Origin of the sequence: Paraburkholderia sp. BL10I2N1, from assembly GCF_004361815.1 — a bacterium.
Taxonomy (GTDB): Bacteria; Pseudomonadota; Gammaproteobacteria; order Burkholderiales; family Burkholderiaceae; genus Paraburkholderia.
In genome coordinates this window covers 2,210,869-2,237,833 of the sequence record NZ_SNWA01000002.1, presented here as the reverse complement: position 1 = coordinate 2,237,833, position 26,965 = coordinate 2,210,869, and the positions used below count along the sequence as shown (strand labels likewise).

The following is a 26,965-nucleotide window of genomic DNA, read 5'->3' as shown; positions in this document are numbered from 1 at the left end:
AGTAGATATTGATGACCAGTTTAGAGGCCGGTATCCGGCCATATGCCGGCGCGGTTTCCGTGCTGATTGAGGTGCTTGCTAACGAATGCGTCTTCTCTTTTGATCGGGCCGTCACGTGTGCGATGGTGGCGCATCTCCACCCGACCCACCAACGACTGGTAGTTCAAAACGACATCGGCCATCGTCTCATAGCGGTCCGAGAGCCGTCGTTCGCGAAACCTACCGGAGAGGCGGAAGTGGGTCGTGAACTGCCCTTGGGCTGTTGTTCCGAGAACGCATCGCATCGAAGCCCCCGCAGCACCTTCTTCATCGGCGCCACATAGCGCTGAAAATTCACCGCCATTTATCGCTGAAGATCACACGTATCGATGGCGTCGGCGTTGCTTAAACGATCCTCTGCGCAATCCCGGTACAGCGTCGAAGGGCACAGTTCGGGCCTGCCAGCCCGTCGCCGAGCAACAGCAGCCCCTTGCGCCGCCCGAGCCAGTCGCTGAGCGGCCCGGAAAACACCTTCACGATCAGCGCGGAGATGCCCAGGAAGGACGCGGCCGACACCATATCACCGTCGTTTGCCAGGCCATTCTGCAGGCCGGTCAGGCCGGCGTAATAATCCGAGGCTGACCGGGTGCGCCGGGCTACCCAGCGGGTAATCGCCAGCGTGAGCAGCACGAAAATCACGGTGCCCCGGAACGGCCTGGGAGATCACGAGCGGCGTCTAAACCATCCCGTGAGCGACATGCGGTCGCGCGTTGCAGGCAATACTTCGTGCAGCATGTCGGCGGATAGAAACACTGCGAGCCGGCTGCCGACTGGCGAGATGTCCTGCGTGCTCAAGCCCTCAGGATGTAGCCGCAATGCACCGCCGTGCTCAGGCAGCCAGTCCGCATTCAGATAGACGATGACGGACACCGTGCGGCTATCGTCATCGCGAAATTGATCGCGGTGTCGCTGATACGAAGCGCCCGGGGCGTAGCATGCGAAGTGGCTTTCGTATTCTTCGAGTCCCAGAAAGAGCCCGCGATTCAACGCAATACGCAGCATTTCCATGATCGCGAGATACCGGTCGCGGGCTTCGGACTGGCCCGCCTCCAGCCACTGAATCCGGTCGCCGCGCACATCGGGCTGAAGAGAACGTGCCGCGCCCTGGCCGACAAGCGCCAATGTGAGCGTCCCGGCCGTCGCAAGCGCTGCACATTCCAACGCCAGCGCGAGCGTCAAATCCGGCGGAAAAAAATTGTCCTGTTCCGACCAGCCATGGTCATGAATGGCATCCACGATACGTCGATGCTGTTCATCTCCGGGTGCATCGAAACGCGCCGGCGAGTGTGATCGGGTCACTGCTTGTTCCTTCGAACGAAGGTGCTGGGTGGAAATTCGAACGGCCGTCCGAGGCGGGCATCGGCAAGGGTGCTTGATCTGAGCGAAAGATAGTAGCACCGACTTCTTACGGGTCCTGTGGCCGGCTCTCCACGTGGGCTACGGCAAGTGCCTCGCGATTGAGCCGGATTACGCGGACGCACACTACGACCTTGCAAGACTCAAGGAACTTCGAGGGGACAAGCAAGGCGCGCTTCGACACTACAACGCGTACCGCCGTATCCAGGGCTCTCGAACATCGCTGTCGGCAGATGAGCGCGCTGGTTTGTGAAGTTCGGAATGAGTTGTCGGCGTTCATTTATTGAACGCCGAGCTCAACAACGTGCGAAGTTCAGGCGACTACGACTATCACTCGCCGGGATCTGGATCGTCTTTACCACCACCACCGTCACCATCACCACCACCACCCTCAACGGGAGGATCAGTTACATCAGTTAATTCAGGCGGGGGAGGTGCAGTCACAACTGCAACGGGTTCCTCACCCGGCTCCGGCATGGGGTCGCCAGATAACGATGGCTCGAGTCCCGGGGTTACGGGGTCGACTATCGTGTCCATCGGGTCGATTACTGGATCGGGCACAGGCGGGTCATCCGCCTGGTTCACGGGGTCGATTGTTGGAACTGGGCCAGCGGACAAACCATCTTCGTCATTCGTAGTCATGTCAAACCTCACAAGGTTTACGTTCGATATCCGTAAGCACCCCCGGAGATTCTTTCCAAAATGCAATGCGCGTCGCCGACGTCGGTCCGAGCCATCGCCGGCATTCCTGCACAGCGTGAGCGAGCAAGCAGTTTCCCACAGTTCGTTGGATGAAAACCGCGAGGCCTTGGCCTACTCGATGCCGGTGTGTTGCCTAACGAACGAAGGGGATTCGGCCCCTTGGGTCGAGAACGGAAGGTCGCGACAGGCCGGGTACGGCCATGAAGAGTCGTTCGCCCGCATCGTCGATCGGACATTCAGGCGTCGGTTAAGCCCGGCAAAACGGGCTATCGGCTCGCGACGCTTCGGGTCGCCAGTAATTCGTTAGCTACTATCCGGGACGTGCGCCTCAACTCACGCGTTTGCCATGACTTGCCGGTCGGACGTGCACTCACAAGCGGGGCGATTCGAGGCGCTTTCTGATCTGCGGTCGTACGTTCTCAACGACAACCGCAGTGCTCCCGAGCCAGTCAGCGACCTTGGCCCCACGTAAGAATTCCCAATGCATGATGCGCTCCGCATTCCGCAGTGCGGTAGCCACAGCCCGGTCTTACCCGGAACTCCTTAAGCGAATCCTCCATACATCCGACAACGCGTGAAGTGGTGATCAAAAGCCGGCTCCATTTCATACCACCGTCACTACCGACGCGTTTGATGCCCAGTTGGCATTGGCGATTGGGGGCACGATCGTCCTTGGACGCAGCGCGGTAATCGGCTGTCAGCTCGTCTAGCCGCCAGCATGCATCGTTGCGCCACTGCATTGCTTTGCCGCAGCACCGCTGTGCATGACGGCGCCCTACTTTCGTCGACTCTCGGCCCGGTCTCTGGAGTAGAGCCTCGACATGCGGCAATCCACCACGATTGCGCCCAGCCAAGCTTTCCACGCTGAAAGGTGAAGGGGAACACAGTTCCCCTCCTTTTAGAGTTGGCACGCGAGGTAAGAGGTAAATGATGAACAAGGCTTTGAAATGGATCGGTGGGGGTGTGCTTGTTCTGGTGGCATTCTCGCCCTTTACGCACAAATCGCATGCACCAGGCGAGTCGGCCAAGACGGCCACGGTGGCAACAACCAAACTCACCGCGCCGACAGCCCCACCACCTCCTCAGTTTGACCCTGAGACGATCAAGCTGGCCAAGGATGGAGTCGCGCTGAAGATCTTAAAGTCTGGTCCACGGGTGAGAGCGCTCTGCTGCATGACTGGCATGCCCAAAACCTAGGTTCGCCGGTAAAGGTAACAGCAGTCGATCTCAGCTGAAAGTACGATGCAAATGAAGTCGCGGCCGACAACGAGTACAAGGGAAAAACCTTGTGGATCTCCGGCACGGTTACTGCCATCAGCAAAAACGCGTTCAACCAGCCGTATCTCTCCCTTTGTGGCCATGAAATGTTTCATGAGGTCCAAGCCTCGATGGACAAGTCTGCTGAAGATAAGATCGCAACCATCCAAAAAGCACAAAAGGTCAGGCTGATATGCTGGGGGGCGGGCATGCTGGTTCAGTCGCCAATAGCAACGCAGTGCGTCACTTTAAGTTCGGCCTTTGGATAAGGCAGAACTGACGGAAGCCAACTGGATCGACAGTTTCTTTGCCGGCAAAGCCGAAGGCTACGATCAACTAAAGCGGCCAGTTTTTTGGCAAAAACCGCACACGGACCATGAACCGGGTATCGTTATGCCACGCGCCGTAGCGCCGACAGCGTGGCTGATTCCAGCTGTAGTGCATCGCCTATTCGATTGCCTGTACTAAAGACTAGCTCTGGTCGCTGTCAGTCGCACATTCTGGTGAGCTTTGCTTCCCGTTGGAAAGATTTGGTATCCCTGTGACGCGGCCGGGTCGGTGCTGCGGTGCGCATTGTGATTCGCAGATTCGGAGCTCCCATGTCAGACAACAAGCTTCCTTTGCTGGATCCGCTCGCCGCGTTCGTGGACGTGGGCAGCGAACACATGCATGTCTCGGTGGGTGGTGATACACCGAAAGTGTTCGGTACCGTGACCTCACAGCTTCACACGCTGCGTGACTGGCTGCTGTCAGAAGGTGTCCATTCGGTCGCGATGGAAGCGACCGGCGTTTACTGGCTGCCCCTTTACGGGCTGCTTGAGGCCGCAGGTCTGGAGGTGCGCATGGTTAACGGCCGGCAGACCCGCAATCTGCCCGGACGCAAGACTGACATGGCAGACAGCCAGTGGGGGGCCACCCTCCATATGCATGGGTTGCTGCACGCCGGTTTCGTGCCTGCGGCCGACATCCGCCGGTTGCAGGACTACCTGCGCCTGCGTGCCGATCATGTCGCATCGGCTGCCAGTTGTGTGCAACTGATGCAGAAAGCCTTCGACCGGATGAATATCAAGCTGCACGACGTGATTGCTTCCCTGAGCGGTGTCAGTGGCCTGGCCGTGGTCCGCGCGATCGTGGCCGGAGAACGCTCTCCCGAGGCACTTGCCGCCCTGTGTGCCGTGCAGATCCGGCGCCGGAAAAAGCAGGCTGTCATCGAGGCCTTGCGCGGCACCTGGGCCGACGAGCACCTCTTTTTGCTGGAACAGGCGTTGCAATCCTGGGACCACTACCAGAAGCTCATCGCCGACTGTGACCGACGCATTGCAGCCGTGCTGCCGCCCCATGACGAGGCACCGCCGCCGTTGCCCAGATCCACCAGACAAACGGGTGTCAACGCCCCGCATATCACCCGGCTGCGGGAAATACTCGCCCAGATGTGCGGCGGACGCGATCTGACCAGGCTGCCCGCGCTGTCAGAGTACGGCGTGCTGCAACTGATCGGCGAAGTCGGCATCGACCTGAGCATCTGGCCCACCGAGAAACATTTCACCGCATGGGCCGGGCTGGCGCCGGGTAGCCACGACAGCGGCAAACGCAAGAAAGGCGTGCGGCGCGGGCGTAATCGCACAGGCCAACTGTTTTGCATGATGGCGCAGAGTCTGGTGCGCAGTAAGGACATCGCGCTCGGAGGCTTTTACCGGCGCCTTGCCGCGCGTCGCGGCGGTCTCATCGCGACCAAGGCGCTGGCGCGCAAACTGGCTGGCTGGTTCTGGCGCGTGATGGTGAAGGGAGATGACTATGTCGAGCAGGGGCTCGCGCGCTATGAGGAGCAGGTACGCAAGAGCAAGGAACGCGCTCTGAAGCGGCTTGCAAAGGAATTGGGACGCGAACTCGTTCCGCTATCGACCGCTGATCACGCAACGGCATGAAAACCATGGACGCGGGAGGTTCATGGAAAGGGTGAAGGAAGGCCATGAGCGCATCGCCGAGATGGCGCCGAGTCTGCCATCCACGCGCTTGATGTATGTGGCCGACCGCGAAGCGGATCTGATGGCGCTGATGGAGCGAGTCGATGCGCTGGGCAACCCGGCCGACTGGCTGGTGCGTGCCGCTCATAACCGCTGCCTGCCCGAGGGCGACAAGCTCTGGGAGCGCGCGACCCGCGGCGAAGCGGTGGGAGAAATCGCCTTCACGATGGCTTCACGTCATGGCGTCAAAGCGCGCACGGTGCATCAGCGCCTGTGGCTGCAGCGCGTCGAGTTGCCCGCCAGCAAGGGCAAGTGCATCGCTGCGACGTGCCTGGTCGCGCGCGAATTTGACACGCCGCCCGGCGTCAAGCCGATCGAATGGCGCCTGCTGACCAACCCTGTGGCAACCACGTTGGATGAGGCGATCGAATTGATCGATTGGTATCGAGCGCGCTGGGAAATCGAGTTGTCCAACATCCTGAAAAACGGGTGCCAGGTCGAATAGCTTCAGTTGGGCACGATCGAACGGCCCGAGCGCGCGTTGGCGCTGTTTCTGGTGGTGGCCTGGCGGGTGGCCTATCCTATGCGACTGGGTCGAACCTGCCCCGATCTGGACGCACATCTGTTCTTCGATCCCGATGAAATCCGTGCCGCCTACCTGCTCACGAAAACCCGAGCTCCGGCGCAACCAAAGCTCAACGAAGTGTTGCGGTTGGTCGCGCGCCTGGGCGGATTCCTCGGTCGCAAGGGCGACGGCGAACCCGGCGCGAAAACCATCTGGAGTGGACTCAAGAAAGTTCATATCGCCGCAGAAACAATGCGCTTGTGACGTGATGATGGTCGTAACGACACTTATGTATAACGAAGTGCCCCTAAGGTTCGAATTTGAGGCGTTTGAATTTACAAAGCGTGAAAACGTCTACAGTGCATCTGCCCAAGTCTCAAGCTGGCAAGGGGATTCGTATGCGCCGCCGTCATACTCGCGCCGTAGTAATTATCCTCACCCTTCAGTTCGTGTTGTCCTGCGTCGAGTGCGCGTCGGCGGTTATCGTCGCTTGTCATCTCGGAAATCTAGCTAGTAGGTCAAACGCCCGATTGATTTCCTTCGACTTGCTCTCAGCGAGCTCGCGGAATTCCGGACCGAGGCTATTGACCTTGTCCGGGTGGTATTGCGACATTCGCTGGCGGTACGCCGCGCGCAGCTGTTCCGTTGTGAAAGGACGGTTCAGCTGAAGCACGTGGCAAGCTTCCTCGATGGGGTCAACCCGCGGTGATTCCGGCTCGGGTGTGGGCCTGGGTCCAGCGCCTGAGCTTGCGGACGCAGCCGCTTTCGGAGTCTTCTTCTGGAAATGTTCAACGATGGCGCCTACCACCCAGAACCCGACGAGGGCAGCGATTGTCAGAATGGCGATTTTCATTGCGAATGTCCGGCGAGGCGCGCATCAATGAGCGTCTTGAGTTCAGCGAGAAACGCGAGGTCAGCGGGGTCGTCGCTCACATTCCTCAGCTCTTCGATGTGTGAGGAAAGGTCCTGCAGGTCGGCGGGAGTCAGCTCTGCGTCGGAGCGAAGAACATCGACGAGCGGCACCGACAGTTGATAGCGTTCACTGAGCTTGCGACAGAGATGTGCCCCGTATGGCAAACACAGCAAGGGCTCGAGGAGTGTCTTCCAGTGCTCGCGGAGGCGGTGACGGTCCTCCTGCTTGCCCGCTTGCAGGAGTGCTGCCAGGCCGACTGCGTACAGCACATACGCCAGCGTCGCCATAGCGAGGAATATGAGGTCAGAGCCTCGCATCAATACCCAAACCGGAATGATGAGAACAACGATGCCGGTTACCGCAAGCAGAAAAGGACGGGCAAACCGCATCGGCCGCGCGAGCTGCTGGGCAGACCCTGCGAGTTCGTTCATCGCGCCTGCTCGGCTTGCCGCCAGCAGTTCAACCTCGGCCATTGGCCAGAACGAGTGAATCGGATACACGACCAGCGCGAGACGCCGGCCAAAGGCCGCGCGCCATGACGGGAAGCGCACTCGCGTTCTCCCGTGTATGCAACCCCGTGCCCCGGACTTTTCAGCATCAACAGCCCGCTTGTAAAGAACACCCAGACGGCAATTGCAAGCAGGCGGTTATAGTCACCGAGCAACGTACTCACGCACTGCGCCGCCGTTTGACGAGCGACTTGACGCCGGCGAGCAGCGCCACGACGGCCGCCGCAACAAACTTCCAGCCAGCGGCGAGAATGCCGACCACCCACTTCCATGCGCCCGTCTTGACCGCAGCAGCTGCCGCGCCGCCGACAATCAGCCCGGTCAGTCCGTACTCGGCAATCTTGTCGCCGCCACGGAATTCCGCGTACGTCTGGTCGGGATTGAAGGCGAACCCGTCCAGCTGCGTTTTCAGTTCGGCAACGGACTGGTCGAGGCTGGCTGGGTCAGTAACCAGGATGACCGTCGCCACACCCGTCCGCGAGAGGACCTTCGTCGTGTAGTTGACGATTTTCTGGCCATCCGACTCACTGAGGGTCGCCCACGAAAGCCGCTGGGTATCAGACTCGTAATGTGGCTCTACCTGCCAGCCGATTAGATGCATTTCGGGCCAGCCACGTTTGCGACGTTCTTCATTCGAAAGCTCGGTTCCCTTCTTGAGCTGTTCGAGAATTGCAACTGGGTCAATCTTCTCGTCGTCGTTGACGTGGCCAGTGTCAACGTAGCGGATAACGGCGAACCAACGCTTCAGCCCTTCCGGCGCATACAGCCAGCTATTCTGGACGTTCGGGTTTTGCATCTCCTCCATCAGGCGGGTCGTATCCGCGGGGTCGAGCGATAGATAGCCTTGGTTGACCTTCCATGTACCAATCGACGCGATTTCCTGGCTATAAGGCCCATAGTGAGGGTCCTTGCCCACGGCGTCGGCGGCCTGCGCAGTGGTAACAAGCAAAGCCACCACAGCGGCCACCAGCAGACGCTTACCGGGTTGAGCGAGAGCGAATTTCACGATATATACTCTGATACGTTTGGTTACATAACGTAACAATAGGCTGTCGCTCGAAACTTTGCCCCCCTCTTCACGGGCTCAGGATTACCCACAACTTTCCAGAAAGAGCGCTTGTAAACGGGCTCAGACGATGTTAACTTGCGAGCAAGTCCCGTAAAACCACACGCCATTGCCTTCTGTAGACGACGCCCATAACCATGACTGGGCCGACACCGAATTCGGTGCGGCCAATCTGGGCGATGCTCGTTTGACGAGTCGGCTGGTCGCGCTGGCAAGGCGGCTTGCGACCAGTCCCGACTGCTCCTTTCCGCGCTCGCTTGATGCCGCCGAGCTCAAGGCTGCCTATCGTTTCTTCGACAACGAACAGGTCGATACCGACGGTGTTCTTGCCCCGCACGTCGAGCAAACGCTGCAGCGCATGACACAGGTCCCGGTCGTGCTGGCAGTGCAGGACACGACCGAATTCAATCTGACGCACCTCGAGGCCACTGAAGGACTGGGCTACGGCACCGGCAACACATCGCGTGGCTTCATGCTGCACAGCTTGCTGGCCGTGACGCCGGAGGGCTTGCCGCTCGGCGTGCTGGGCATGAAGACCTGGGCACGCCCGGACGCGAACCTGGGCAAGAAGAAGCAGCGCAAGCAGCGCCCGATCGAAGACAAGGAGAGTGCCAAATGGCTCGAAGGAGTCGAGCATCTGGCCGCGCTCAAGGCGCGCTGCCCCGATACCCGGATAGTGGCAACAGGGGACCGGGAAAGCGACGTCTACGAGGTGTTTGTGGCCGAGCGGCCGGCGGGCGTCGACTGGCTCGTGCGTGCGGCATGGGATCGCCGCACCGCCCACCCGGAGCGGTATCTGTGGGACACCGTGACCGCGACAGCGCCCATGGGCGAGACCGAACTGCAGGTGCCGGCGCAGCGCAACGCGGCGAAGCGCACTGCACGTCTGACGGTGCGGTGCACGCCAGTTCAGCTGCGCGCGCCGAAGCGACCTTCGCCCGGGCTCGCCGGAGTCGAAGTGTTTGCCATTCACGCACTCGAAACCGACCCGCCGGCAGGCGTTGAGCCACTCGAATGGATGCTGCTGAGTTCCGTGCCGACCATCACGCTGGAGGACGCGCTCGAGCGACTTGGCTGGTATGCGGCGGTGGACGATCGAGTCGTGGCACCGTGTGCTCAAGAGCGGATGCAGCATTGAAAAGCGTCAGTTCGGCAATCTGGACCGGTTCGTCCGGTCAACCGCGTTATTTGCCGTGATCGCCTGGCGCATCATGTACGCGACGTTGCTGGGCCGCGTCGATCCCCATCTGTCCTGCGCGGTGCTTCTGCAGCCCGACGAGTGGCGTGCGCTCTATAGCCGCGCTAACCGCACCTCCAAACCGCCGCCTCAAACACCCTCGCTCGGCGAAGTGGTGTTGTGGATTGCAAAACTCGGCGGCTATCTGAACCGCAAGCACGACCACCCACCCGGCCCCACCGTGATGTGGCGTGGCTTCCTGGTCCTGCATGAAATCACCGAGATGTATCGCATCTTCAGGCAGGACGAATAGATCGCTCAGCCGAAATGTGGGTAATCCTGAGCTTCACGGGGGGGGTGCCCCTATGTGATTCGTCAAGCATTTGGGGCGGATTTCGGTTGATAGAAGCTGCCGTCGCGCAGCATGGCGAACAGCACGTCGCACCGTCGTCTGGCGAGCGCGATGAGCGCCTGATTGTGGCGCTTGCCCTGCTGGACCTTGCGAGCGTAGTAGTCCCTCGAGACCGGGTCCCGCAAGGCGGCAAAGGCAGAGAGGAAGAGTGCTCTCTTGAGTACCTTGTTACCGCGTCTGGATGGGTGTTCGCCACGGATAGACGAGCCAGAGCGTCGGGTGACCGGGGCGAGGCCGGCGTAGGCGGCTAGATGCGCAGCTGAAGCGAAGGCTTTATGGGCGACTTCCGTGAGGAGTCTGGCGGCGGTCCTGACGCCGACTCCCGGCATGCTGGTCAGGACCGGCCAAAGAGGGTGTGCGTGCACCAGGCGTTCAACTTCGCTCGCAACCTCTTCACGTTGCTTGCGCAAGGACGCGAGTTGCTGGGCAAGACGCGGCATGACGATGGTTGCTGCCTGAGTACCGGGCACGATTACAGCCTGTTCGCTGAGCGCCTGGAGGATTTCGGCAGCGAGACTCTTGCCCATGCGAGGTGCGAGTTTGGTGAGGCGGTTGGCGAGTGTTTTCTCGCTGGTTGAGGCGAGCTTGGCGGGTGACGGGTATCGCTCAAGCAGATCGAGCACGGCCGGATGGTCGAGGCGCGGTCCCAGAACCCGTTCCAGTGCGGGATGGATCTGGGTAAGCAGGCCACGAATGCGGTTGCTGGTCTGAGTGATCTGCGCGGCAAGATCGTCATCGAAGCCGCACAACATGGTGAGTTCGGCGAGCGGTTCGTCAGCCAGTCGAAGTGAGCGAAGCGTATGCGGCATCGAGCGCGCGGCCTCTGCAATGATGGCAGCATCGCGGGCGTCGGTCTTAGCTTCGCCCGCATGCAGATCGGCGATGCGGCGCATGGCCAGACCCGGCAGATAGGCGACCAGAACGCCTTCGTCGCGGGCGACTGCCAGCGGCAGCGCACCGATGGTGGAGGGCTGGTCGACGACGAACAGAAGCTGGCCGTGCGCCTTGAGTTCGGTGATCAGGGCGCGCAGTTTGGTCTCATCGTTTGGAAGCGCTTTGTTGTACAGGCGCTTTCCGGTCCGATCGAGAGCGACGGCGTGATGATGGCCTTTACCTACGTCAACGCCAACGAAGACGTCGACGGAGTCATGTTGTTGGTTTTCTTGCATCGAAGTGTTTATGCAGATTGAGCTGGTTGGCCTGCAACATCGGTGGCAAGTCTCGGCATCCACGTTACGGACGGCCTCAAAATGTTCCCGGCCGAGCCCCTATTAGCGATCACCAGCCACCCACCAGGCCCGGTGACAACACCCCCCGGATCATTGCTGCGACTGGGGGCGAGAATCATGCCGGGCCTGGCTGGCCAAATCCTCAATTATCGAGGAGTGAAGATAGTAACGGGGGTGCCCCTATGTGTTTCGTCAAGCATTAGGGGCGGATTTGGGTGGCGTTGGTGCACTTAACGCACGCAGGACGAAATGCCCCTTTCCCCGATCAATTATGCGGCGGGTCGCTCAGTGCGGACGGGTTTCGGACGTCCAGTGGCCAGCATGCGGTTGAGCACCGCCACGCCAATGGCAGCCTCGGTCTGGGCCGCGAAACCGCGCGCCCGCAACCGCGCTCCGATCAGGGCCTTGTACCGCCCCATCGCTGTCTCGACCAGTGAGCGTTGGCCGTACCCGGTTGCGCTCTGCCATGCCAGTCGCCCGTTCTCGTTGATCGCCGCCAGATGGCGATCGCGCTGGGTGGGCGGACCCAGTTCGCAGCTGGCCACCGCTGTCGCGCGCGGCGGAATCACGACCTTGATGCCGTCACCGTGCTGCGCGATCGTTTGATAGGTGGGCGCGCCGTCGTAGGCCCCATCGGCCATCACCCGGGCGATCTCGCCATTAATCTGATCGAGCAGCGGCGCCACCTGCGACGGATCGTCAGCATGCTGATCCGTGAGGATCTGCGCGACGATCATGCCACTGTTGGCATCGACCGCCAGATGCAGCTTGCGCCATGTCCGCCGCGACTTCACCCCATGTCTCTCCACCAGCCATTGGCCCGCGCCAAATACTTCCAGCCCGGTGCTGTCGATCAGCACATGCAACGCACCCGACGGCAGTTCGGCCGGCAGCGGGGGCAAGTTTGCTGCGCGGCGACTGACCGTAGTGTGATCAGGCGCGGAGATGTTCACGCCCATCAACGTGATGACCGAATCCATCAGGCCTTCGGTTTGCCGCAACGCCAGTTTGAACGCGATGCGCAGCATCAGGCAGGTCTGGATGGCCGCGGCCGAATAGCGGCACTGCCCATCGGGGCCACAACTTTGCCACCGATCCAGCGCCGCATCTTCGATCCACAAGGTCAGACTGCCCCGCCGGCGCAGCCCAGCCTCGTACTCTGCCCAGTTCTGAACCTTGAACGACATCTTCGGAATGTGGTGACGACGATTGGCGTTGTGCTTGTGCGGCATCGGCAAAAGAAGCGGGCAGAAACGGAGGCACCTATCCTACCATCCGCCCTCCTAATCGCCGAAGTGCACCAACGCCAGGAGAAAGCGAACGCCGCCTTGCTTGGAGGTCGCCGCCACGATGCCCGCTGGAAGCAGTGTGATAAGAAATAACCAGTGGCAGACCGGCCAGTTTTCGGGCTGTGGGGCTGATAGTTGCGTATTCCATCTGCTCGAGCGCAACGCGCAAACGATACGAAAGCTCCCGTTCACGGACGTCCGCTACCTGTGACACCGGATGGCTGCTCTGGCCGATGAAGCAACGTTCAGTATCGGGAAATGAACGGCTGCTTTCTGGCTGCAGCCGACGCCTGAATGTCCTGGCGACGGTCTGGGCGAATGACGCTTCATGGCCGGGAGCCGCCTGACGGGCGCCTATGCGTCGAGCCCTTCGCAACCGAAGCGCCTGACCCGCGAGCTCGCCTGGTTGCGTTCCAGTTGAGTGCAAGCGACCTCACCGTCAATCTGCCACCGCGCGACAGGTTCGCCCGGGTCCACCCGCTCCCTGACAGACAATGCTGGCGGCAGCTTTCCAGAAGCGCTATGCAACACTCTGCCTCACCTGACGCCTGATCGCCACCCACTACTCAGCACTGCAAATGATCAGAGAGAAGTGTCGTCACCAATCCACGAATGTTATCGCCCCCTGTGAATTGTCAGGGTGACCGAAGGACAGGCGCGACGCAAGCCGAAACATCAGGAGACACTGCCAGCCGCTGTCGAAAACCAGATCGACGTGTTGTGCGGTGACGCAAGAAGAGTCCGCTGCCCAAACCGGGCCAACGCAGGCGGGACAAGGCGGACAGACCCGCTGATCGGGAAATTTGCGGAGCGATCTGCAGCTTTGCGGAGCGGAGTCCGTTGACAGTCAAAACCCGCAAACCCAAGCCAGGCTTGGTGGGCCGGGTGGGAGTCGAACCCACGGTGTCCTTTCGGAGGCGGATTATGAGTCCGCTGCCTGCAACCAGCACGGCGTCCGGCCCAATAAAAAGACCCGGTCTGAAGCCCGGGCCTGTTTGCTGATTTGGCCGACATACTACACGAAAAAAGAGGCTTCTGGGACCATCCTGCTCTAGCAAAACGATCTGAAACCCCCTTCAATCGCTGACGGCCACGTCGCCCGATCAATTCCCCTCGAGGAACGACTTCAGCTTGTCCGAGCGGCTCGGGTGACGCAGCTTGCGGAGTGCCTTCGCTTCGATCTGACGGATCCGTTCACGCGTCACGTCGAACTGCTTGCCGACTTCTTCCAGCGTGTGATCGGTGCTCATCTCGATACCAAAGCGCATGCGCAGCACCTTCGCTTCGCGCGGCGTCAACGAGTCGAGCACGTCCTTCACGACGTCGCGCATGCTGGCGTGCAGCGCGGCGTCGGCCGGAGCGACCGTGTTCGTATCTTCGATGAAGTCGCCCAGATGCGAATCGTCGTCGTCGCCGATCGGTGTTTCCATCGAAATCGGCTCTTTCGCGATCTTCATGATCTTGCGGATCTTGTCTTCCGGCATCTCCATCTTTTCGGCCAGCGTTGCCGGATCCGGCTCAAGACCAGTTTCCTGCAAGATCTGACGCGAGATGCGGTTCATCTTGTTGATCGTTTCGATCATGTGAACCGGAATCCGGATCGTGCGCGCCTGGTCCGCGATCGAACGCGTGATGGCCTGACGGATCCACCACGTCGCATACGTCGAGAACTTGTAGCCGCGGCGATATTCGAACTTGTCCACCGCCTTCATCAGGCCGATGTTGCCCTCCTGAATCAGATCCAGAAACTGCAGACCGCGGTTCGTGTACTTCTTCGCGATCGAGATCACGAGTCGCAGGTTCGCTTCGGTCATCTCGCGCTTCGCCTGACGCGCCTTCAGCTCACCGGCCGCCATCTGACGGTTGGTTTCCTTCAGGTCCTTCAGCGGCAACACAACGCGCGCCTGCAGATCCAGCAGACGTTGCTGCTGTTCGCGGATCGCCGGAATGTTACGGGTGAGGATCGCGCTATACGGATGACTCTCGCCGACGATCCGGTCAGCCCATTCGAGATCCGTCTCATTACCCGGGAAGCGGGCGATGAATTCAGCACGCGGCATTCCGCACTTGTCGACGACCGTATGCAGGATCTGACGCTCGACCTGACGCACTTCATCCACCTGCGCACGCAGCGTGTCGCACAGACGCTCGACAGTGCGTGCGGTGAAGCGGATCGTCATCAGCTCGTTCTGGATCGTTTCCTGAGCCTTCAGATACGACTTCGACTTGTAGCCTTCCTTCTCGAACGCACGACGCATCTTGTCGAACCATTCGCTGATCGACGCGAATTTCTCGAGCGCAGCGCGCTTGAGCGCTTCGAGCTGAGCCGCGTTGGCGGTGGCCTGCGCGGTGCCGTCGTCTTCTTCCTCTTCTTCCTCTTCTTCCTCTTCGACTTCCTCTTCTTCGTTCTCGATCGCTTCCGCCTCCTGCTCGGAGAAGCCATCCGCATCTTCCGCGTTGGCATCGATCAGACCGTCGACGAGTTCATCGACACGGATCTCTTCGTTCGCGACGCGCTCGGCCATCGCGAGGATGTCGGCAATCGTCGTCGGGCACGCGGAGATCGCCATCACCATGTGCTTGAGGCCGTCTTCGATGCGCTTCGCGATCTCGATTTCGCCTTCGCGCGTCAGCAGCTCGACGGTACCCATTTCACGCATGTACATGCGGACCGGGTCGGTCGTGCGGCCGAATTCGGAGTCGACGGTGGAGAGGGCCACTTCCGCTTCTTCTTCAACTTCGTCGTCCGACGAAGCCGCCGGCGCGTTGTCGTTCAGCAGCAGCGTTTCGGCGTCGGGTGCCTGCTCGTAGACGGCCACGCCCATGTCGTTGAACGTGCTGATGATGCCTTCGATCGCCTCCGTCTCGGCAAAGTTATCCGGGAGATGGTCGTTGATTTCGGCATACGTCAGGAAGCCGCGCTCCTTGCCCAGCTTGATCAGCGCGCGCAGTTTCGAGCGGCGCTCTTCGAGCTCTTCAGCGGTGCCCGGCTGCGTGGAGGCAAAAGCGTCCTTCAGCAGCGCTTTTTCCTTCGCGCGGCGGTCGCGTGCCTTGGCCTTTTCGCCTTTTCCCGGAGCGACCGGAGTTGCTTCTTCGCTCTGGGCTGCGTCGTCATCGACGGATACTTCGTTCAGCTTTTTCGTCATGGAGTTCGCCATACCGGCTGTAGTCTCGACTCGCGGCTGCTGGACGACAGCCGGTTGAACCGTGGATACTGGAGTTTCGCGCACCACCGCATCGTCCTGGGCGGCAGCCGCTTCCCTTGCACTTCTAGAACCCGATCGCTTCGTTGCCGGCTGGGAGGCCTTTGAGGCTTTCGCCAGAGACGGCGCCGCTCGCGCGGCAGAAACGGTCGAGGACTTTCCCCTCGGGGGGGGCGTAACGTCCGTGGCAGACCCTTTTTTCGCGGAAGAAGTGAACCTGGCCTGCGTAACCGTTCTGGTCGGCTCCCTGGAGCCTGTGCCCGCCGCCTTCTTTCCGCCTGTAGTCTTTACCATCGCAATTCGCCCTTTTGCTTGGAAAACAAACCGCTGAAAACCTTTTATTATAGCACCCCGGTTTTCAGTCCCTCCCTGCTTACAGCCCGAGCTGACGTTTCATGTCGGCCCGCTTCTGATTCAGCTTTGCCAGTTCCGTGAATTCTTCCGGCGTATGTCTTGACTGCCGGGACAACTGTTCAAGCCTGTCACAGCATGCGTCGTAACTCATCCTGAGGATCGCGGCCTTCAGTTCCTCACCAACGATCCGCTCCTGCTCGCGGCGCTCTTCGATGACGGTTTGGTCCTCCGGATCCTTTAGCAGCAAATCCCTCACGTTTTCATCATAGTCCAGAATATCGCGGAAAATTTCTTCGAAAGTCGGGGCATTTGCGCCGTTTCTGAGCAGGTCCGACAGCAACTGAAACTCGGCTGCCTCGCCCAGTGCGCGCGCATGCGTTGTCACTTCTTCGAAGAGTTCGCCGTGCCGGGTAACCGTCAGCAGCGCCTGTTCCGCATCCTCATCCAGTACGCTGACGATGCGCGGATGCATCACCAGGTTGCGCAGCGCCCGCTGCTCGATTCCCGTCACGCTGCGCCGGTCCTTGCGCGGCGGCGCGGCGCGGGACGCCGCAGCAATCCGGGCGTCGACCTCGCAGAGCGCGGCCACCTCGTCGAACGGCACATCGAGCCGGTCGGCGAACATATGCATGATCTGGGCGCGCAGCGCATTGGCGGGCAGCGCCTGCAGCAGCGGCTTGGCGTCAAAGAGCGCACGCGCCCGGCCTTCCGGTTGATCCAGCTCCTTGCCGGTCAGCACCTCGTTCAGCATGAACTGCGACAACGGCATCGCCCGCTCGACGTGCTCAGCGAACGCATCCGGGCCGAACTCGCGCACGAAGCTGTCTGGATCGTGCTCCGTCGGCAGGAACAGGAAGCGAATGGTCCGGTTGTCCGCCGCGTGCGGCAGACAGGCGTCCAGCGCACGCCTCGCGGCGCGGCGGCCGGCCGAATCGCCGTCGAAGCTGAAAATTACCGTATCCGTCTGGCGCATCAGTTTCTGCACATGAATCGGTGTGCAGGCCGTGCCGAGGGTCGCCACCGCGTTCTGGAACCCCAGTTGCGCCAGCGCGACCACATCCATGTAGCCTTCGACCACCAGAACGTAACGCTGTTCGCGGATCGCGAGGCGTGCCTCGAACAGCCCGTACAGCTCGCTGCCCTTGTTAAATAGCGGCGTTTCCGGGGAATTCAAATACTTTGGCTCGCCGCCATCGAGGACACGGCCGCCGAAACCGATCACTTGCCCTTTCACATTACGAATCGGGAACATGATCCGCTCGCGGAACCGGTCGTAGCGGCGGTTCTGACCCTGAGCGTCCGACTTTTCGCTGACAATGACGAGCCCCGATTCGACCAGTGCATCATCCCGATAGTTGGGGAACGCGGCTTCGAGGTTCTGCCAGCCATCGGCCGCATAGCCGAGTCCGAAACGGGCGGCGATCTCCCCCGTGAGGCCACGCTTCTTCAGATACTGAATCGCGTTCGTCGCACCTCGCAACTGCTTGCGATAAAAGTCGCACGCGGTCTGCATCACATCGGAGAGTGCGGTCGTGACGGCCCTGGACACGGCCGGCGTGTAACCTTCGCCACCGCCGCCAGCACCGCCGCCGCGCATTGGCGATGGCTCCTGCGGCACCGTCAGACCGACCGATTGTGCCAGCTCGTTGACCGCCTCGGGAAACGTCAGACCTGCATGCTCGATCAGAAATCCGATCGCGGTTCCATGCGCGCCGCAACCGAAGCAGTGATAGAACTGCTTAGTCGGACTAACGGTGAACGAAGGGCTCTTTTCGTTGTGAAACGGGCAGAGCCCCATGAAGTTCGCGCCGCCCTTTTTCAACTGCACATAGCGACCAACCACGTCGACGATATCGACGCGGTTCAGCAGATCCTGCAGGAACGAATGCGGAATCACAGTGGGGGGCGCAGCCTTGAATACACGGAAACCGCACGTCCCGCCGATGCGCGGGCCGGCCGCTTCCTGATAAGGGAGTTACTTCGCGAGCGCTGCCTTGACGAGCCCGGACACAGCCGTCATGTCGGCACGGCCAGCGAGCTTCGGCTTCAGCACACCCATGACCTTGCCCATGTCCTGCGGACCGGCAGCACCCGTCTGCGCAACGGCCGCCTGCACTTCCGCCGCGACTTCCGCTTCGGACAGCTGCTGCGGCATGTAGGCGCTCAGCACAGCCAGTTCGGCGGCTTCCTTTTCGACGAGGTCGTTGCGTCCAGCCGCTTCGAACTGGCTGATCGAGTCCTTGCGCTGCTTGATCATCTTGTCGATGACGGCCGTCACGGCGGTATCGTCGATCGTCACGCGCTCATCGACTTCGCGCTGCTTGATTGCGGCGAGCAACAGTCGGATCGTGCCGAGACGTTCGGTCTCGCGCGCCCGCATGGCCGCTTTCATGTCGTCGTTGATCTGATCCTTGAGACTCATCACTCACCCGCATGCGTTGAATTTGAACAAGCCTGACGAAACAGGCTCTGAAAACCATCCGGCAAGGCACGCGCCTCAAGACAAAAACCCGCTTGGGACACTTTCCTCAAGCGGGTCGTCGCGGATTCGCGTAATGGATGCGGCCTCACCGGGGATGGCCTCGCGGGCCAGGTTTTTCCGCGTATGGTGGCATCGAATACTGGATGCCATCACTTGTTGGGTTGCCGCCGCTCCGCAAGAAGTAGCGACGACGCCAGAATCAGTAAAACTTCTTTGGCAGTTGCTGGCTGCGCAGGCGCTTGAAATGGCGCTTCACCGCTGCTGCCTTCTTCCTCTTCCGTTCGGCCGTTGGCTTTTCGTAACATTCGCGCGCGCGAAGTTCGGTCAGGAGGCCGTTTTTTTCGACCGTGCGCTTGAACCGGCGCATTGCAACTTCAAAGGGCTCATTTTCTTTTACGCGGATGATCGTCATTTTTCAACAACGGGAACTTTGTAAAGGCTGGGGAGTATAGCAGACGTTTCGCACAAAGGCACGGCGCCGTCAAGCCCCAAGCACGTAATCCGCCGCCCCCTGTCCGGCCGCCACGCCTGATGCCCACGCCCACTGGAAGTTGTAGCCGCCTAGCCAGCCGGTTACGTCGACGGCTTCGCCGATGAAATACAGCCCCGGCACGCGGGCACTCATCATCGTCGAAGACGACAGCTCACGCGTGTCGATCCCCCCGCGCGTCACCTCGGCCTTACGGTAGCCTTCGGTTCCGTTCGGGGTGAGCGACCAGCGCGACAACGCCTCACCGATCTTGCGCAGGGTTTTGTCGGGCAGATCGGCGACGCGCGCCTCGGCCGGAATGGCATGTGTCTCCAGCCAGACGTGCGCGAGCCGCGTCGGCACCCATTCGGCCAGCAGGTTCGCGATCTGTCTCCGCGTGCCGGTTTTGGATTCCAACAGCGCGGTCGCGGCGTCCCGTTCCGGCAGCAGGTTCACGTGAATCGGCTCGCCTGGGTGCCAGTAGCTCGAAATCTGCAGCACGCCGGGTCCCGACAGTCCGCGATGGGTGAGCAGCAGATCTTCGACAAACTCACAACCGGTCTTTTTGTTGCCGGTCGCCAACTGGACTTCGAGCGACACTCCCGACAGCGCCGAGAACGGCGCCCAGTCGTGAGCGGCGAAGGTCAGCGGCACAAGCGCCGGACGCGTGTCGATCAGCTTGTGGCCGAACTGCTTCGCCGTGCGATAGGCGAAGTCGGTCGCGCCGATCTTCGGAATCGACAATCCCCCCGTCGCTACCACAAGGGCGCGCGCCCGGATCGGACCGGCATGGGTTTCGAGGGTGAATCCGTCGGCGGCTTCGCGCCTCACCTCTTCGACCACCAGCGGCCGGCGCCATGTGACGCCGCCGGCGTCGCACTCGCTCTTGAGCACGTCGATGACGGCCTCGCTCGACTGGTCGCAGAATAGCTGCCCCTTGTGCTTCTCGTGCCATGTCACACGGTAGCGTTTGAGCAGCGCCATGAAATCGCGCGGCGTATAGCGCGCGAGCGCCGAGCGGCAGAAATGCGGATTCGCCGACAGAAAATTGGCCGGCGCGGCGTACAGGTTCGTGAAATTGCAGCGGCCGCCGCCGGAAATGCGGATTTTTTCGGCCAGACGAGGAGCATGATCGATCAACACGACGCGCCGGCCAAGCTGGCCCGCCACTGCCGCGCACATCATCCCGGCTGCGCCCGCGCCGATGACCGCGATATCGAAGGGTTCCATGGGGCGCATTGTACCTGCGGCCCCAAGGCGGCACTGCTATACTTTCAGGCTTGCCTTTACCTATCGGACGCCTCGAAGGCGAGCGTCCAGCCTCCCGGATCATGCTCATTCTCGGCATCGAAAGCTCTTGCGACGAAACCGGTCTCGCGCTCTACGACACGAAGCGCGGCCTGCTCGCGCATGCGTTGCATTCGCAGATCGCCATGCATCGCGAGTACGGCGGCGTGGTGCCGGAGCTGGCGTCACGCGACCACATCCGTCGTGCGCTGCCGCTGCTCGAAGAAGTGCTGGGGCGGGCCGGCACCGCGCGCACGGCGATCGACGCGATCGCCTATACGCAAGGTCCGGGGCTCGCCGGCGCGCTGTTGGTCGGCGCAAGCATTGCCAACTCGCTCGCGATGGCGTGGGACAAACCCACGATCGGCATCCATCACCTCGAAGGGCATCTGCTGTCGCCGCTCCTCGTCGATGAGCCGCCGCCGTTTCCGTTTGTCGCGCTGCTCGTGTCGGGCGGCCACACCCAGTTGATGCGTGTCACCGACGTCGGCGTGTACGAAACGCTCGGCGAGACACTTGACGACGCCGCCGGCGAAGCCTTCGATAAAACCGCCAAGCTGCTCGGCCTTGGCTATCCCGGCGGCCCGGAAGTGTCGCGACTGGCCGAATTCGGCACACCCGGCGCAGTATCGCTGCCGCGTCCGATGCTGCATTCCGGCGACCTCGATTTCAGCTTCAGCGGCTTGAAAACGGCCGTACTCACGCAGGTGAGGAAGCTCGGTTCAAACGTTTGCGAACAGGCGAAAGCCGATCTTGCTCGTGGCTTCGTCGATGCGGCTGTCGACGTGCTCGCGGCCAAATCGCTGGCAGCGCTCAAGCAGACGAAACTCAAGCGTCTCGTGGTGGCGGGCGGTGTTGGCGCGAACCAGCAACTGCGCGAAGCGCTTTCCGCCGCGGCAAAAAAACGAGGCTTCGACGTCCACTATCCCGACCTGTCTCTATGCACCGACAACGGCGCGATGATCGCGCTCGCCGGCGCGCTGCGGCTGCAGCGCTGGCCCGAGCAGGCCGGCAAGGACTACGCATTCACGGTGAAGCCGCGCTGGGATCTTTCTTCGTTGGCACGATGAAGCGCAGTACCTTCGCACGGTAAAAACAGCAACGGCCGCACCAACGGCCGTTTGTTTTCCTGCGAGGCACATGGCGCTTATTGCGCCAGACGCCTGTCATGTTCGATCACGGCATAGGCGCTGTGATTGTGGATCGATTCAAAGTTCTCAGCCTCAAGCACATACGCGACGATTCGCGCATCCGCACTCAGACGCTGCGCGACATCGCGCACGAGATCCTCGACGAACTTCGGATTTTCGTACGCGCGCTCGGTGACGAACTTCTCGTCCGGGCGCTTCAACAGACCCCACAGTTCGCAAGAGGCTTCTTCTTCAGTGATGCGGATCAGGTCTTCAACCGGCACGTCTTCGGCCAGTTCGGCGTTGATCGTGACGTGCGAACGCTGATTGTGAGCGCCGTATTGCGAGATCTTCTTCGAGCAGGGGCACAGGCTCGTTACCGGCACCAGCACCTTCAGGAATACACGGGTCGCGCCGTTGCGCGTATCGCCCGTGAGCGTGATCTCGTAGTCGAGCAGGCTCTGCACACCCGACACCGGCGCCGTCTTGTTCACGAAATACGGAAACGAAACTTCGATGCGGCCGGCTTGCGCTTCGAGCTTCTCGAGCATCGAAGCCAGCATCTTGCGGAACGTAGCAGGTTCGAGCGGCGCCTTGTTCTCTTCGAGCAAGGCAACGAAACGCGACATGTGCGTGCCCTTCTGATCCGCGGGCAGATGAACGTCCAGGTTCCAGGTGCCGATCGTGGGCTGCACTTCGCCGCCATGGGTACGAACCGTCAAGGGATGCCGCACCCCCTTCACGCCTACGCGCTGGATCGGGATCTGACGCGTATCGGGCGTGCTTTGGACGTCGGGCATCACAAAGGCGGGGTTCATCTGATTCATCTTGTTATCCTCACTGGTTGCGCCGGACGATGCGCACAACCGCAAGCGCCGGCTCACGCCGGCGCTGCATGATGGGCCCGAAGACCCTTCGAATCATGTTGGAGAGTTGCCATCCTCAGGATGGCAACAGCATCACGCGACGCGCTTGACCGACTTGCCTGCTGAGCCGGCAGCTTGATCCACGAAGCGCTCGCGAATGGACTTCGCGATTCCAGCGCCGTCCAGACCACACTGCGCGAGAAGCTTGGCGGGGTCGCCATGGTCGATGAAGCGATCGGGAAGACCCAATTGTAGTACGGGCTTAATAACCCCACTCGCCAGCAGGGATTCGACGCACGCCGAACCTGCGCCGCCCATCACGCAGCCTTCTTCAACCGTGACGAGCGCATCGTGCGTTTCCGCCAGCTTGCGGACGAGTTCCTCGTCAAGCGGCTTCACGAAACGCATGTTCGCCACCGTGGCGTCCAGTTGCTCAGCAGCCGCGAGCGACGGCGCAACCATCGTACCGAACGCGAGGATCGCGATGCGTTTGCCAACCGGCTGCGACGTTTCGCGCCGGATTTCGCCCTTGCCGAGCGGAATTGCGGCCATCTGCTTGACCGTCGCGACGCCCGTGCCCGCACCGCGCGGGTAACGCACTGCCGTCGGATTCGGCTGTTGCAGCGCCGTATAGAGCATCTGACGGCACTCGTTTTCGTCCGATGCGGCCATCACCGTCATGTTCGGGATGCAGCGCATGAACGCAAGATCGTACGCGCCCGCGTGCGTTGCGCCGTCAGCGCCGACCAGACCCGCGCGATCGATTGCGAACACAACGGGCAGGTTCTGCAGCGCCACGTCGTGGATCAGCTGATCATAGGCGCGTTGCAGGAACGTCGAATAGATCGCGACGACCGGCTTCATGCCGTCGGCCGCCAAACCGCCGGCGAAGGTCACCGCGTGCTGCTCTGCAATGCCCACATCGAAGTAGCGGTCCGGGAAGCGCTTCTCGAACTCGACCATGCCGGAGCCTTCACGCATGGCCGGTGTAATGCCGACCACGCGCGCGTCCAGTTCCGCCGCATCGCACAGCCATTCGCCAAACACCTGCGTGTAGGTCTTCTTGCTGGGCGCAGTCGACGGCTTGATGCCTTCGGCCGGATTGAACTTGCCCGGGCCGTGGTACAGCACCGGGTCGGCCTCGGCCAGCTTGTAGCCTTGCCCCTTCCTCGTCACGACATGCAGGAATTGCGGACCCCGCAGTTCCTTGATGTTCTGCAGCGTCGGGATCAGCGAGTCGAGATCGTGACCGTCGATCGGCCCGATGTAGTTGAAGCCGAACTCCTCGAAGAGCGTGGCCGGCACGATCATGCCCTTGGCGTGCTCTTCGAGCTTGCGGGCGAGGTCGAGCATCGGCGGCGCGACGCGCAGCACGCGTTCGACGCCCGCACGCGCGGCCGCGTAGAAGCGACCCGACATCAGGCGCGCCAGATGTCGATTCAGCGCGCCAACCGGCGGCGAAATCGACATGTCGTTGTCGTTGAGGATGACGAGCAGCGGCACGTCATCTTCGACGCCCGCGTTGTTCATCGCTTCGAAAGCCATGCCGGCGGTCATCGCGCCGTCGCCGATGACGGCGATGCCCATGCGGTTCTCACCCTGTAGCTTGCTCGCGATCGCCATGCCGAGCGCCGCGGAAATCGACGTGCTGGAGTGGGCGGTGCCAAACGTGTCGTACTCCGACTCGTCGCGGCGCGGGAAGCCAGAGATGCCGCCGTACTGACGCAGCGTATGCATCTGGTCGCGACGGCCCGTAAGGATCTTGTGCGGATAGGTCTGATGGCCGACATCCCAGACGATCCGGTCGCGCGGCGTGTCGAACACATAGTGCAGCGCGATGGTCAGTTCGACCGTCCCGAGATTGGACGACAGGTGGCCGCCTGTCTGCGACACGCTGTCGAGCACGAAGGCACGCAACTCGTCAGCAAGCGGTTGCAATTGGCGGCGATCGAGGCGACGCAGGGCCGCCGGGTCGTCGATGGTTTTCAGCAAGTCGTACATCGTCGTTCCATTGTAGGAAAACTTACGCGCCCGCACTTCATTCGCGCACACCCCTTACGAATCGTGCACGGCGGCGGGCTTTCGCGTTCAACTAACCCGGTCTACAACCAGGTCAGCAAGCTCTGACAGACGCTGCGCACGCGCGCCAAAAGGCGAGAGCGCGTTGTGTGCGTCCGTGCGCAGCTGTGCAGCAAGTGCACGCGACGCCTCGAGCCCAATGATAGACACGTAGGTCGGCTTGCCGTCCTTCGCGTCCTTGCCTGCGGTTTTGCCAAGCGTGGCGGAATCGGTCGTCACATCGAGAATGTCGTCGACGACCTGAAACGCGAGGCCCACGGCAGCTGCATAAACGTCGAGCGACTTCATCGCGTCGTCCGTCGGTGTTTCGCCTGCCAGCGCGCCCATGCGTACCGAAGCACGCAGCAACGCGCCGGTCTTCATCCGGTGCATCGTTTCCAGTTGCGGCCGCGTCAGCGTGTGGCCGACGCTCGCCAGATCGATCGCCTGGCCGCCGGCCATACCGATCGAGCCGCTCGCCAGCGCCAGCTCACGCACGAGCGCAGCTTGTTGGACGGGGGCCAGCACATCCGACGTCAGCGTGACGAAAGCCTGCGACTGCAATGCATCACCAACCAGCAGCGCCGTCGGTTCGTCGTACTTGACGTGTACCGTCGGCTTGCCGCGCCGCAGCGCATCGTCGTCCATGCAGGGCATGTCGTCGTGCACGAGCGAATAGACATGGATCATCTCCAGCGCAACCGCAGCCGCGTCCAGACATTCCGCGCGCGCGCCCGTCAGCTCACCTGCCGCATGGACCAGCAAAGGGCGTACCCGCTTGCCACCGCCGAGCACGGCGTAACGCATCGCCTCATGAAGCTGCGCGGGTTCGGTCGTCTGCGCCGGCAAATGGTTTTCGAGTGCCGTCTCGACGCGATCGAGCACCGATCGCATCCATTGTTCGAAAGTCATAGGTCGTCTCCGCTCTCCCCAGCGGCTGTGCCTGCGGCATTTGTCGGCAGCGGCTTGAGCGTCTCGCCATCGAGTACGCGCACCTGCTGCTCGACCTTTTCCAGTTGTTGCTGGCAGAAAGCCACGAGAGCCGCGCCGCGCCGGTAGGCCGACAGCGATTCCTCGAGACTCAGACTGCCGCCTTCCATGCGCCCGACAAGGCCTTCCAGTTCCGCGACCGCCGCCTCGTAGTTTTCTGGCAGGGGCACGCCTGGGGCGTCCTGTCCGGGTAAGGCAGCGGTATCCTTCGATGCGGTCTTCGCCATGAGGTCGTCGCAAAATTAAAACAAGTCGGACATTCTACGGCAAAAGCGCAATTCCCGACCCGCTGGTGGACTTACCTTCACTATCCGCCAGCTTGCACCCGCCAGAAAGAAAGCTGTCGACTCCGCCCTCAAAACGCGAACTTTCGCAACAATTTTGACCCAAATCAGGCACTTAAGCGCCCCAGTCAGGGGGAAACGGGTATAATCGCGGGCTCCCTAAATCGAATCTTCGATGGTTGGGTTGTTCACTGCTTTCACGTCTTCATCGGGAGTGGGAATGTCCAATCTGAGCAATGCATTGCAGCTGAAGTCCATCCACAGCCAGCTGCCAGTCACGGCTTACTTTGACCCAGCGCTTCTTGAGCGCGAACTCGAAACCCTTTTCAGGAAAGGTCCTCGTTACGTCGGGCACGAACTTATGGTGCCGGAATCGGGGAACTATTTTGCCTTGCCCAGCGAGAGCGAGGGGCGTGTGCTCGTACGTAACCAGCAGTCGCAGGTCGAACTGCTGTCGAACGTCTGCCGGCACCGTCAGGCGATCATGCTCAACGGCCGCGGCCAGACGGAGAACATCGTCTGTCCCCTCCATCGCTGGACGTATGACCTCAACGGTCAACTCCTTGGCGCCCCGCATTTTGCTGATAATCCCTGCCTTAATCTTGGCGCCACGCCGCTGCAGAACTGGCAAGGCCTGCTGTTCGAAGCGCAGGGCCGCGACGTCGCGAAGGATCTCGCGCGCCTCGGCACGAAGCAGCACTTCGATTTCTCGGGCTTCATGTTCGATCACGTCGAAGTCCACGAATGCAACTACAACTGGAAGACCTTCATTGAGGTCTATCTGGAGGACTACCACGTCGTGCCGTTCCATCCGGGCCTCGGCAGCTTCGTCTCGTGCGATGACCTGCAATGGGAGTTCGGCGACTGGTATAGCGTGCAGACGGTGGGTGTCCATAACAAGCTGGCGCGCCCTGGCAGCCCGACGTATCGCAGGTGGCACGACGAAGTCCTGCGCTTCCGGGGCGGCGAGCCGCCCGAATTCGGCGCGATCTGGATGGTGTACTACCCGGGCATCATGATCGAGTGGTATCCGCATGTGCTGGTCGTGTCGTGGCTGATTCCGCAAGGTCCGCAGAAAACGACGAACGTCGTCGAATTCTATTACCCCGAGGAAATCGCGCTCTTCGAGCGGGAATTCGTCGAGGCTGAGCGTGCGGCCTATATGGAGACCGCCCGCGAAGACGACGAAATCGCCGAACGCATGGACGCCGGCCGTCGCGCGCTGATGCAGCGTGGCGAATCGCAGGTTGGGCCATATCAAAGTCCGATGGAAGACGGCATGCAGCACTTCCACGAGTTCCTGCGGCGCGAACTCGGCACCATCTGATTGGGGCCGCGGGCATTGGCGGTATAAGCCGCAAAGC

At 61.3% G+C, this 26,965-nt stretch carries 21 protein-coding genes, 1 tRNA gene and 3 pseudogenes; 8 read left to right on the top strand and 17 right to left on the bottom strand.

Features of this window, described 5'->3' with window-relative positions; genetic code table 11:
• Positions 1-384: 384 nt before the first annotated feature.
• Positions 385-669 carry a hypothetical protein gene (locus tag B0G77_RS32185; RefSeq protein WP_166656243.1) on the bottom strand — a complete coding sequence of 95 codons (285 nt, stop codon included), beginning with the start codon at positions 667-669 and terminating at the stop codon, positions 385-387.
• 33 nt (positions 670-702) lie between these two features.
• Positions 703-1,338: a 2OG-Fe(II) oxygenase gene (locus B0G77_RS32180; RefSeq protein ID WP_133665910.1), complete on the bottom strand. Its 636-nt coding sequence runs from the start codon at positions 1,336-1,338 to the stop codon at positions 703-705.
• 1,686 nt (positions 1,339-3,024) lie between these two features.
• On the opposite strand from B0G77_RS32180, the gene B0G77_RS32170 reads away from it, so the two are divergent.
• From B0G77_RS32170 to B0G77_RS44765, 4 genes and pseudogenes are all read left to right on the top strand, one after another.
• Positions 3,025-3,294, top strand: a complete 270-nt coding sequence (locus tag B0G77_RS32170; RefSeq protein ID WP_133665909.1) for a hypothetical protein — start codon at positions 3,025-3,027, stop codon at positions 3,292-3,294.
• Between the two features lie 50 nt (positions 3,295-3,344).
• Positions 3,345-3,623, top strand: a pseudogene (locus tag B0G77_RS32165) (hypothetical protein); the annotation flags it as partial.
• A 351-nt stretch (positions 3,624-3,974) separates the two neighbouring features.
• The gene (locus tag B0G77_RS32160) at positions 3,975-5,279 is read left to right on the top strand and encodes an IS110 family transposase (RefSeq protein WP_166656312.1); all 1,305 of its coding nucleotides are present in this window, start codon (positions 3,975-3,977) and stop codon (positions 5,277-5,279) included.
• Positions 5,280-5,316: 37 nt separating this feature from the next.
• Positions 5,317-6,147: pseudogene (locus B0G77_RS44765) on the top strand (IS4 family transposase); the annotation flags it as partial.
• 229 nt (positions 6,148-6,376) lie between these two features.
• Here B0G77_RS44765 and B0G77_RS32145 read toward each other — a convergent pair.
• The 3 genes from B0G77_RS32145 to B0G77_RS32135 form a co-directional block, all read right to left on the bottom strand.
• Positions 6,377-6,736, bottom strand: coding sequence for a DnaJ domain-containing protein (locus B0G77_RS32145; RefSeq protein ID WP_133665904.1), 360 nt, complete (start codon positions 6,734-6,736; stop codon positions 6,377-6,379).
• A complete protein-coding gene (locus B0G77_RS32140; protein WP_133665903.1) occupies positions 6,733-7,347 on the bottom strand; it encodes a hypothetical protein in 615 nt (204 codons plus the stop codon). The genes B0G77_RS32145 and B0G77_RS32140 overlap by 4 nt, the downstream gene beginning before the upstream one ends.
• A 118-nt stretch (positions 7,348-7,465) precedes the next feature.
• Positions 7,466-8,350, bottom strand: coding sequence for a DUF2167 domain-containing protein (locus tag B0G77_RS32135; protein WP_133665902.1), 885 nt, complete (start codon positions 8,348-8,350; stop codon positions 7,466-7,468).
• Between the two features lie 130 nt (positions 8,351-8,480).
• On the opposite strand from B0G77_RS32135, the gene B0G77_RS32130 reads away from it, so the two are divergent.
• Positions 8,481-9,509, top strand: a complete 1,029-nt coding sequence (locus tag B0G77_RS32130) for an IS4 family transposase (protein ID WP_243751291.1) — start codon at positions 8,481-8,483, stop codon at positions 9,507-9,509.
• A complete protein-coding gene (locus B0G77_RS44760) occupies positions 9,484-9,861 on the top strand; it encodes an IS4 family transposase (RefSeq protein WP_243751290.1) in 378 nt (125 codons plus the stop codon). Before B0G77_RS32130 ends, B0G77_RS44760 begins: the two co-directional genes overlap by 26 nt.
• Positions 9,862-9,923: 62 nt before the next feature.
• On the opposite strand, the pseudogene B0G77_RS32125 reads toward B0G77_RS44760, so the two are convergent.
• The 8 genes and pseudogenes from B0G77_RS32125 to B0G77_RS32090 all read right to left on the bottom strand — a co-directional run bounded on the left by B0G77_RS32125 (position 9,924) and on the right by B0G77_RS32090 (position 20,216).
• A pseudogene (locus B0G77_RS32125) lies at positions 9,924-11,188 on the bottom strand (IS110 family transposase).
• Positions 11,189-11,458: 270 nt separating this feature from the next.
• Positions 11,459-12,421 carry an IS5 family transposase gene (locus B0G77_RS32120; protein WP_133665900.1) on the bottom strand — a complete coding sequence of 321 codons (963 nt, stop codon included), beginning with the start codon at positions 12,419-12,421 and terminating at the stop codon, positions 11,459-11,461.
• Positions 12,422-13,352: 931 nt separating this feature from the next.
• Positions 13,353-13,440 (bottom strand) — tRNA-Ile (locus B0G77_RS32115).
• 141 nt (positions 13,441-13,581) lie between these two features.
• A complete protein-coding gene (gene rpoD, locus B0G77_RS32110; RefSeq protein WP_133665899.1) occupies positions 13,582-15,975 on the bottom strand; it encodes an RNA polymerase sigma factor RpoD in 2,394 nt (797 codons plus the stop codon).
• A gap of 79 nt (positions 15,976-16,054) precedes the next feature.
• Positions 16,055-17,932, bottom strand: coding sequence for a DNA primase (dnaG, locus tag B0G77_RS32105; RefSeq protein WP_133665898.1), 1,878 nt, complete (start codon positions 17,930-17,932; stop codon positions 16,055-16,057).
• A 78-nt stretch (positions 17,933-18,010) separates the two neighbouring features.
• Positions 18,011-18,457 (bottom strand): GatB/YqeY domain-containing protein, encoded by a 447-nt coding sequence (locus B0G77_RS32100; protein ID WP_133665897.1) that lies wholly within the window; start codon positions 18,455-18,457, stop codon positions 18,011-18,013.
• A gap of 259 nt (positions 18,458-18,716) precedes the next feature.
• Positions 18,717-18,929 (bottom strand): 30S ribosomal protein S21, encoded by a 213-nt coding sequence (gene rpsU, locus B0G77_RS32095; protein WP_133665896.1) that lies wholly within the window; start codon positions 18,927-18,929, stop codon positions 18,717-18,719.
• A 69-nt stretch (positions 18,930-18,998) separates the two neighbouring features.
• Positions 18,999-20,216 carry an NAD(P)/FAD-dependent oxidoreductase gene (locus B0G77_RS32090; protein ID WP_243751289.1) on the bottom strand — a complete coding sequence of 406 codons (1,218 nt, stop codon included), beginning with the start codon at positions 20,214-20,216 and terminating at the stop codon, positions 18,999-19,001.
• Between the two features lie 101 nt (positions 20,217-20,317).
• Between B0G77_RS32090 and tsaD the strand changes: the two genes are divergently transcribed.
• Entirely contained in the window at positions 20,318-21,343 is a 1,026-nt protein-coding gene (tsaD, locus tag B0G77_RS32085) for a tRNA (adenosine(37)-N6)-threonylcarbamoyltransferase complex transferase subunit TsaD (RefSeq protein ID WP_133665894.1), read from the top strand.
• Positions 21,344-21,420: 77 nt separating this feature from the next.
• Here tsaD and folE2 read toward each other — a convergent pair whose 3' ends face one another.
• The 4 genes from folE2 to B0G77_RS32065 form a co-directional block, all read right to left on the bottom strand.
• Complete coding sequence (gene folE2, locus B0G77_RS32080) at positions 21,421-22,230, bottom strand: GTP cyclohydrolase FolE2 (RefSeq protein WP_133665893.1); 810 nt, start codon at positions 22,228-22,230, stop codon at positions 21,421-21,423.
• 132 nt (positions 22,231-22,362) lie between these two features.
• The gene (gene dxs, locus B0G77_RS32075) at positions 22,363-24,270 is read right to left on the bottom strand and encodes a 1-deoxy-D-xylulose-5-phosphate synthase (RefSeq protein ID WP_133665892.1); all 1,908 of its coding nucleotides are present in this window, start codon (positions 24,268-24,270) and stop codon (positions 22,363-22,365) included.
• Positions 24,271-24,357: 87 nt separating this feature from the next.
• Entirely contained in the window at positions 24,358-25,239 is an 882-nt protein-coding gene (locus B0G77_RS32070) for a farnesyl diphosphate synthase (protein WP_133665891.1), read from the bottom strand.
• The gene (locus B0G77_RS32065) at positions 25,236-25,544 is read right to left on the bottom strand and encodes an exodeoxyribonuclease VII small subunit (protein WP_133665890.1); all 309 of its coding nucleotides are present in this window, start codon (positions 25,542-25,544) and stop codon (positions 25,236-25,238) included. Before B0G77_RS32065 ends, B0G77_RS32070 begins: the two co-directional genes overlap by 4 nt.
• 277 nt (positions 25,545-25,821) lie before the next feature.
• On the opposite strand from B0G77_RS32065, the gene B0G77_RS32060 reads away from it, so the two are divergent.
• Complete coding sequence (locus B0G77_RS32060) at positions 25,822-26,928, top strand: aromatic ring-hydroxylating dioxygenase subunit alpha (protein ID WP_133665889.1); 1,107 nt, start codon at positions 25,822-25,824, stop codon at positions 26,926-26,928.
• Positions 26,929-26,965 lie beyond the last annotated feature (37 nt).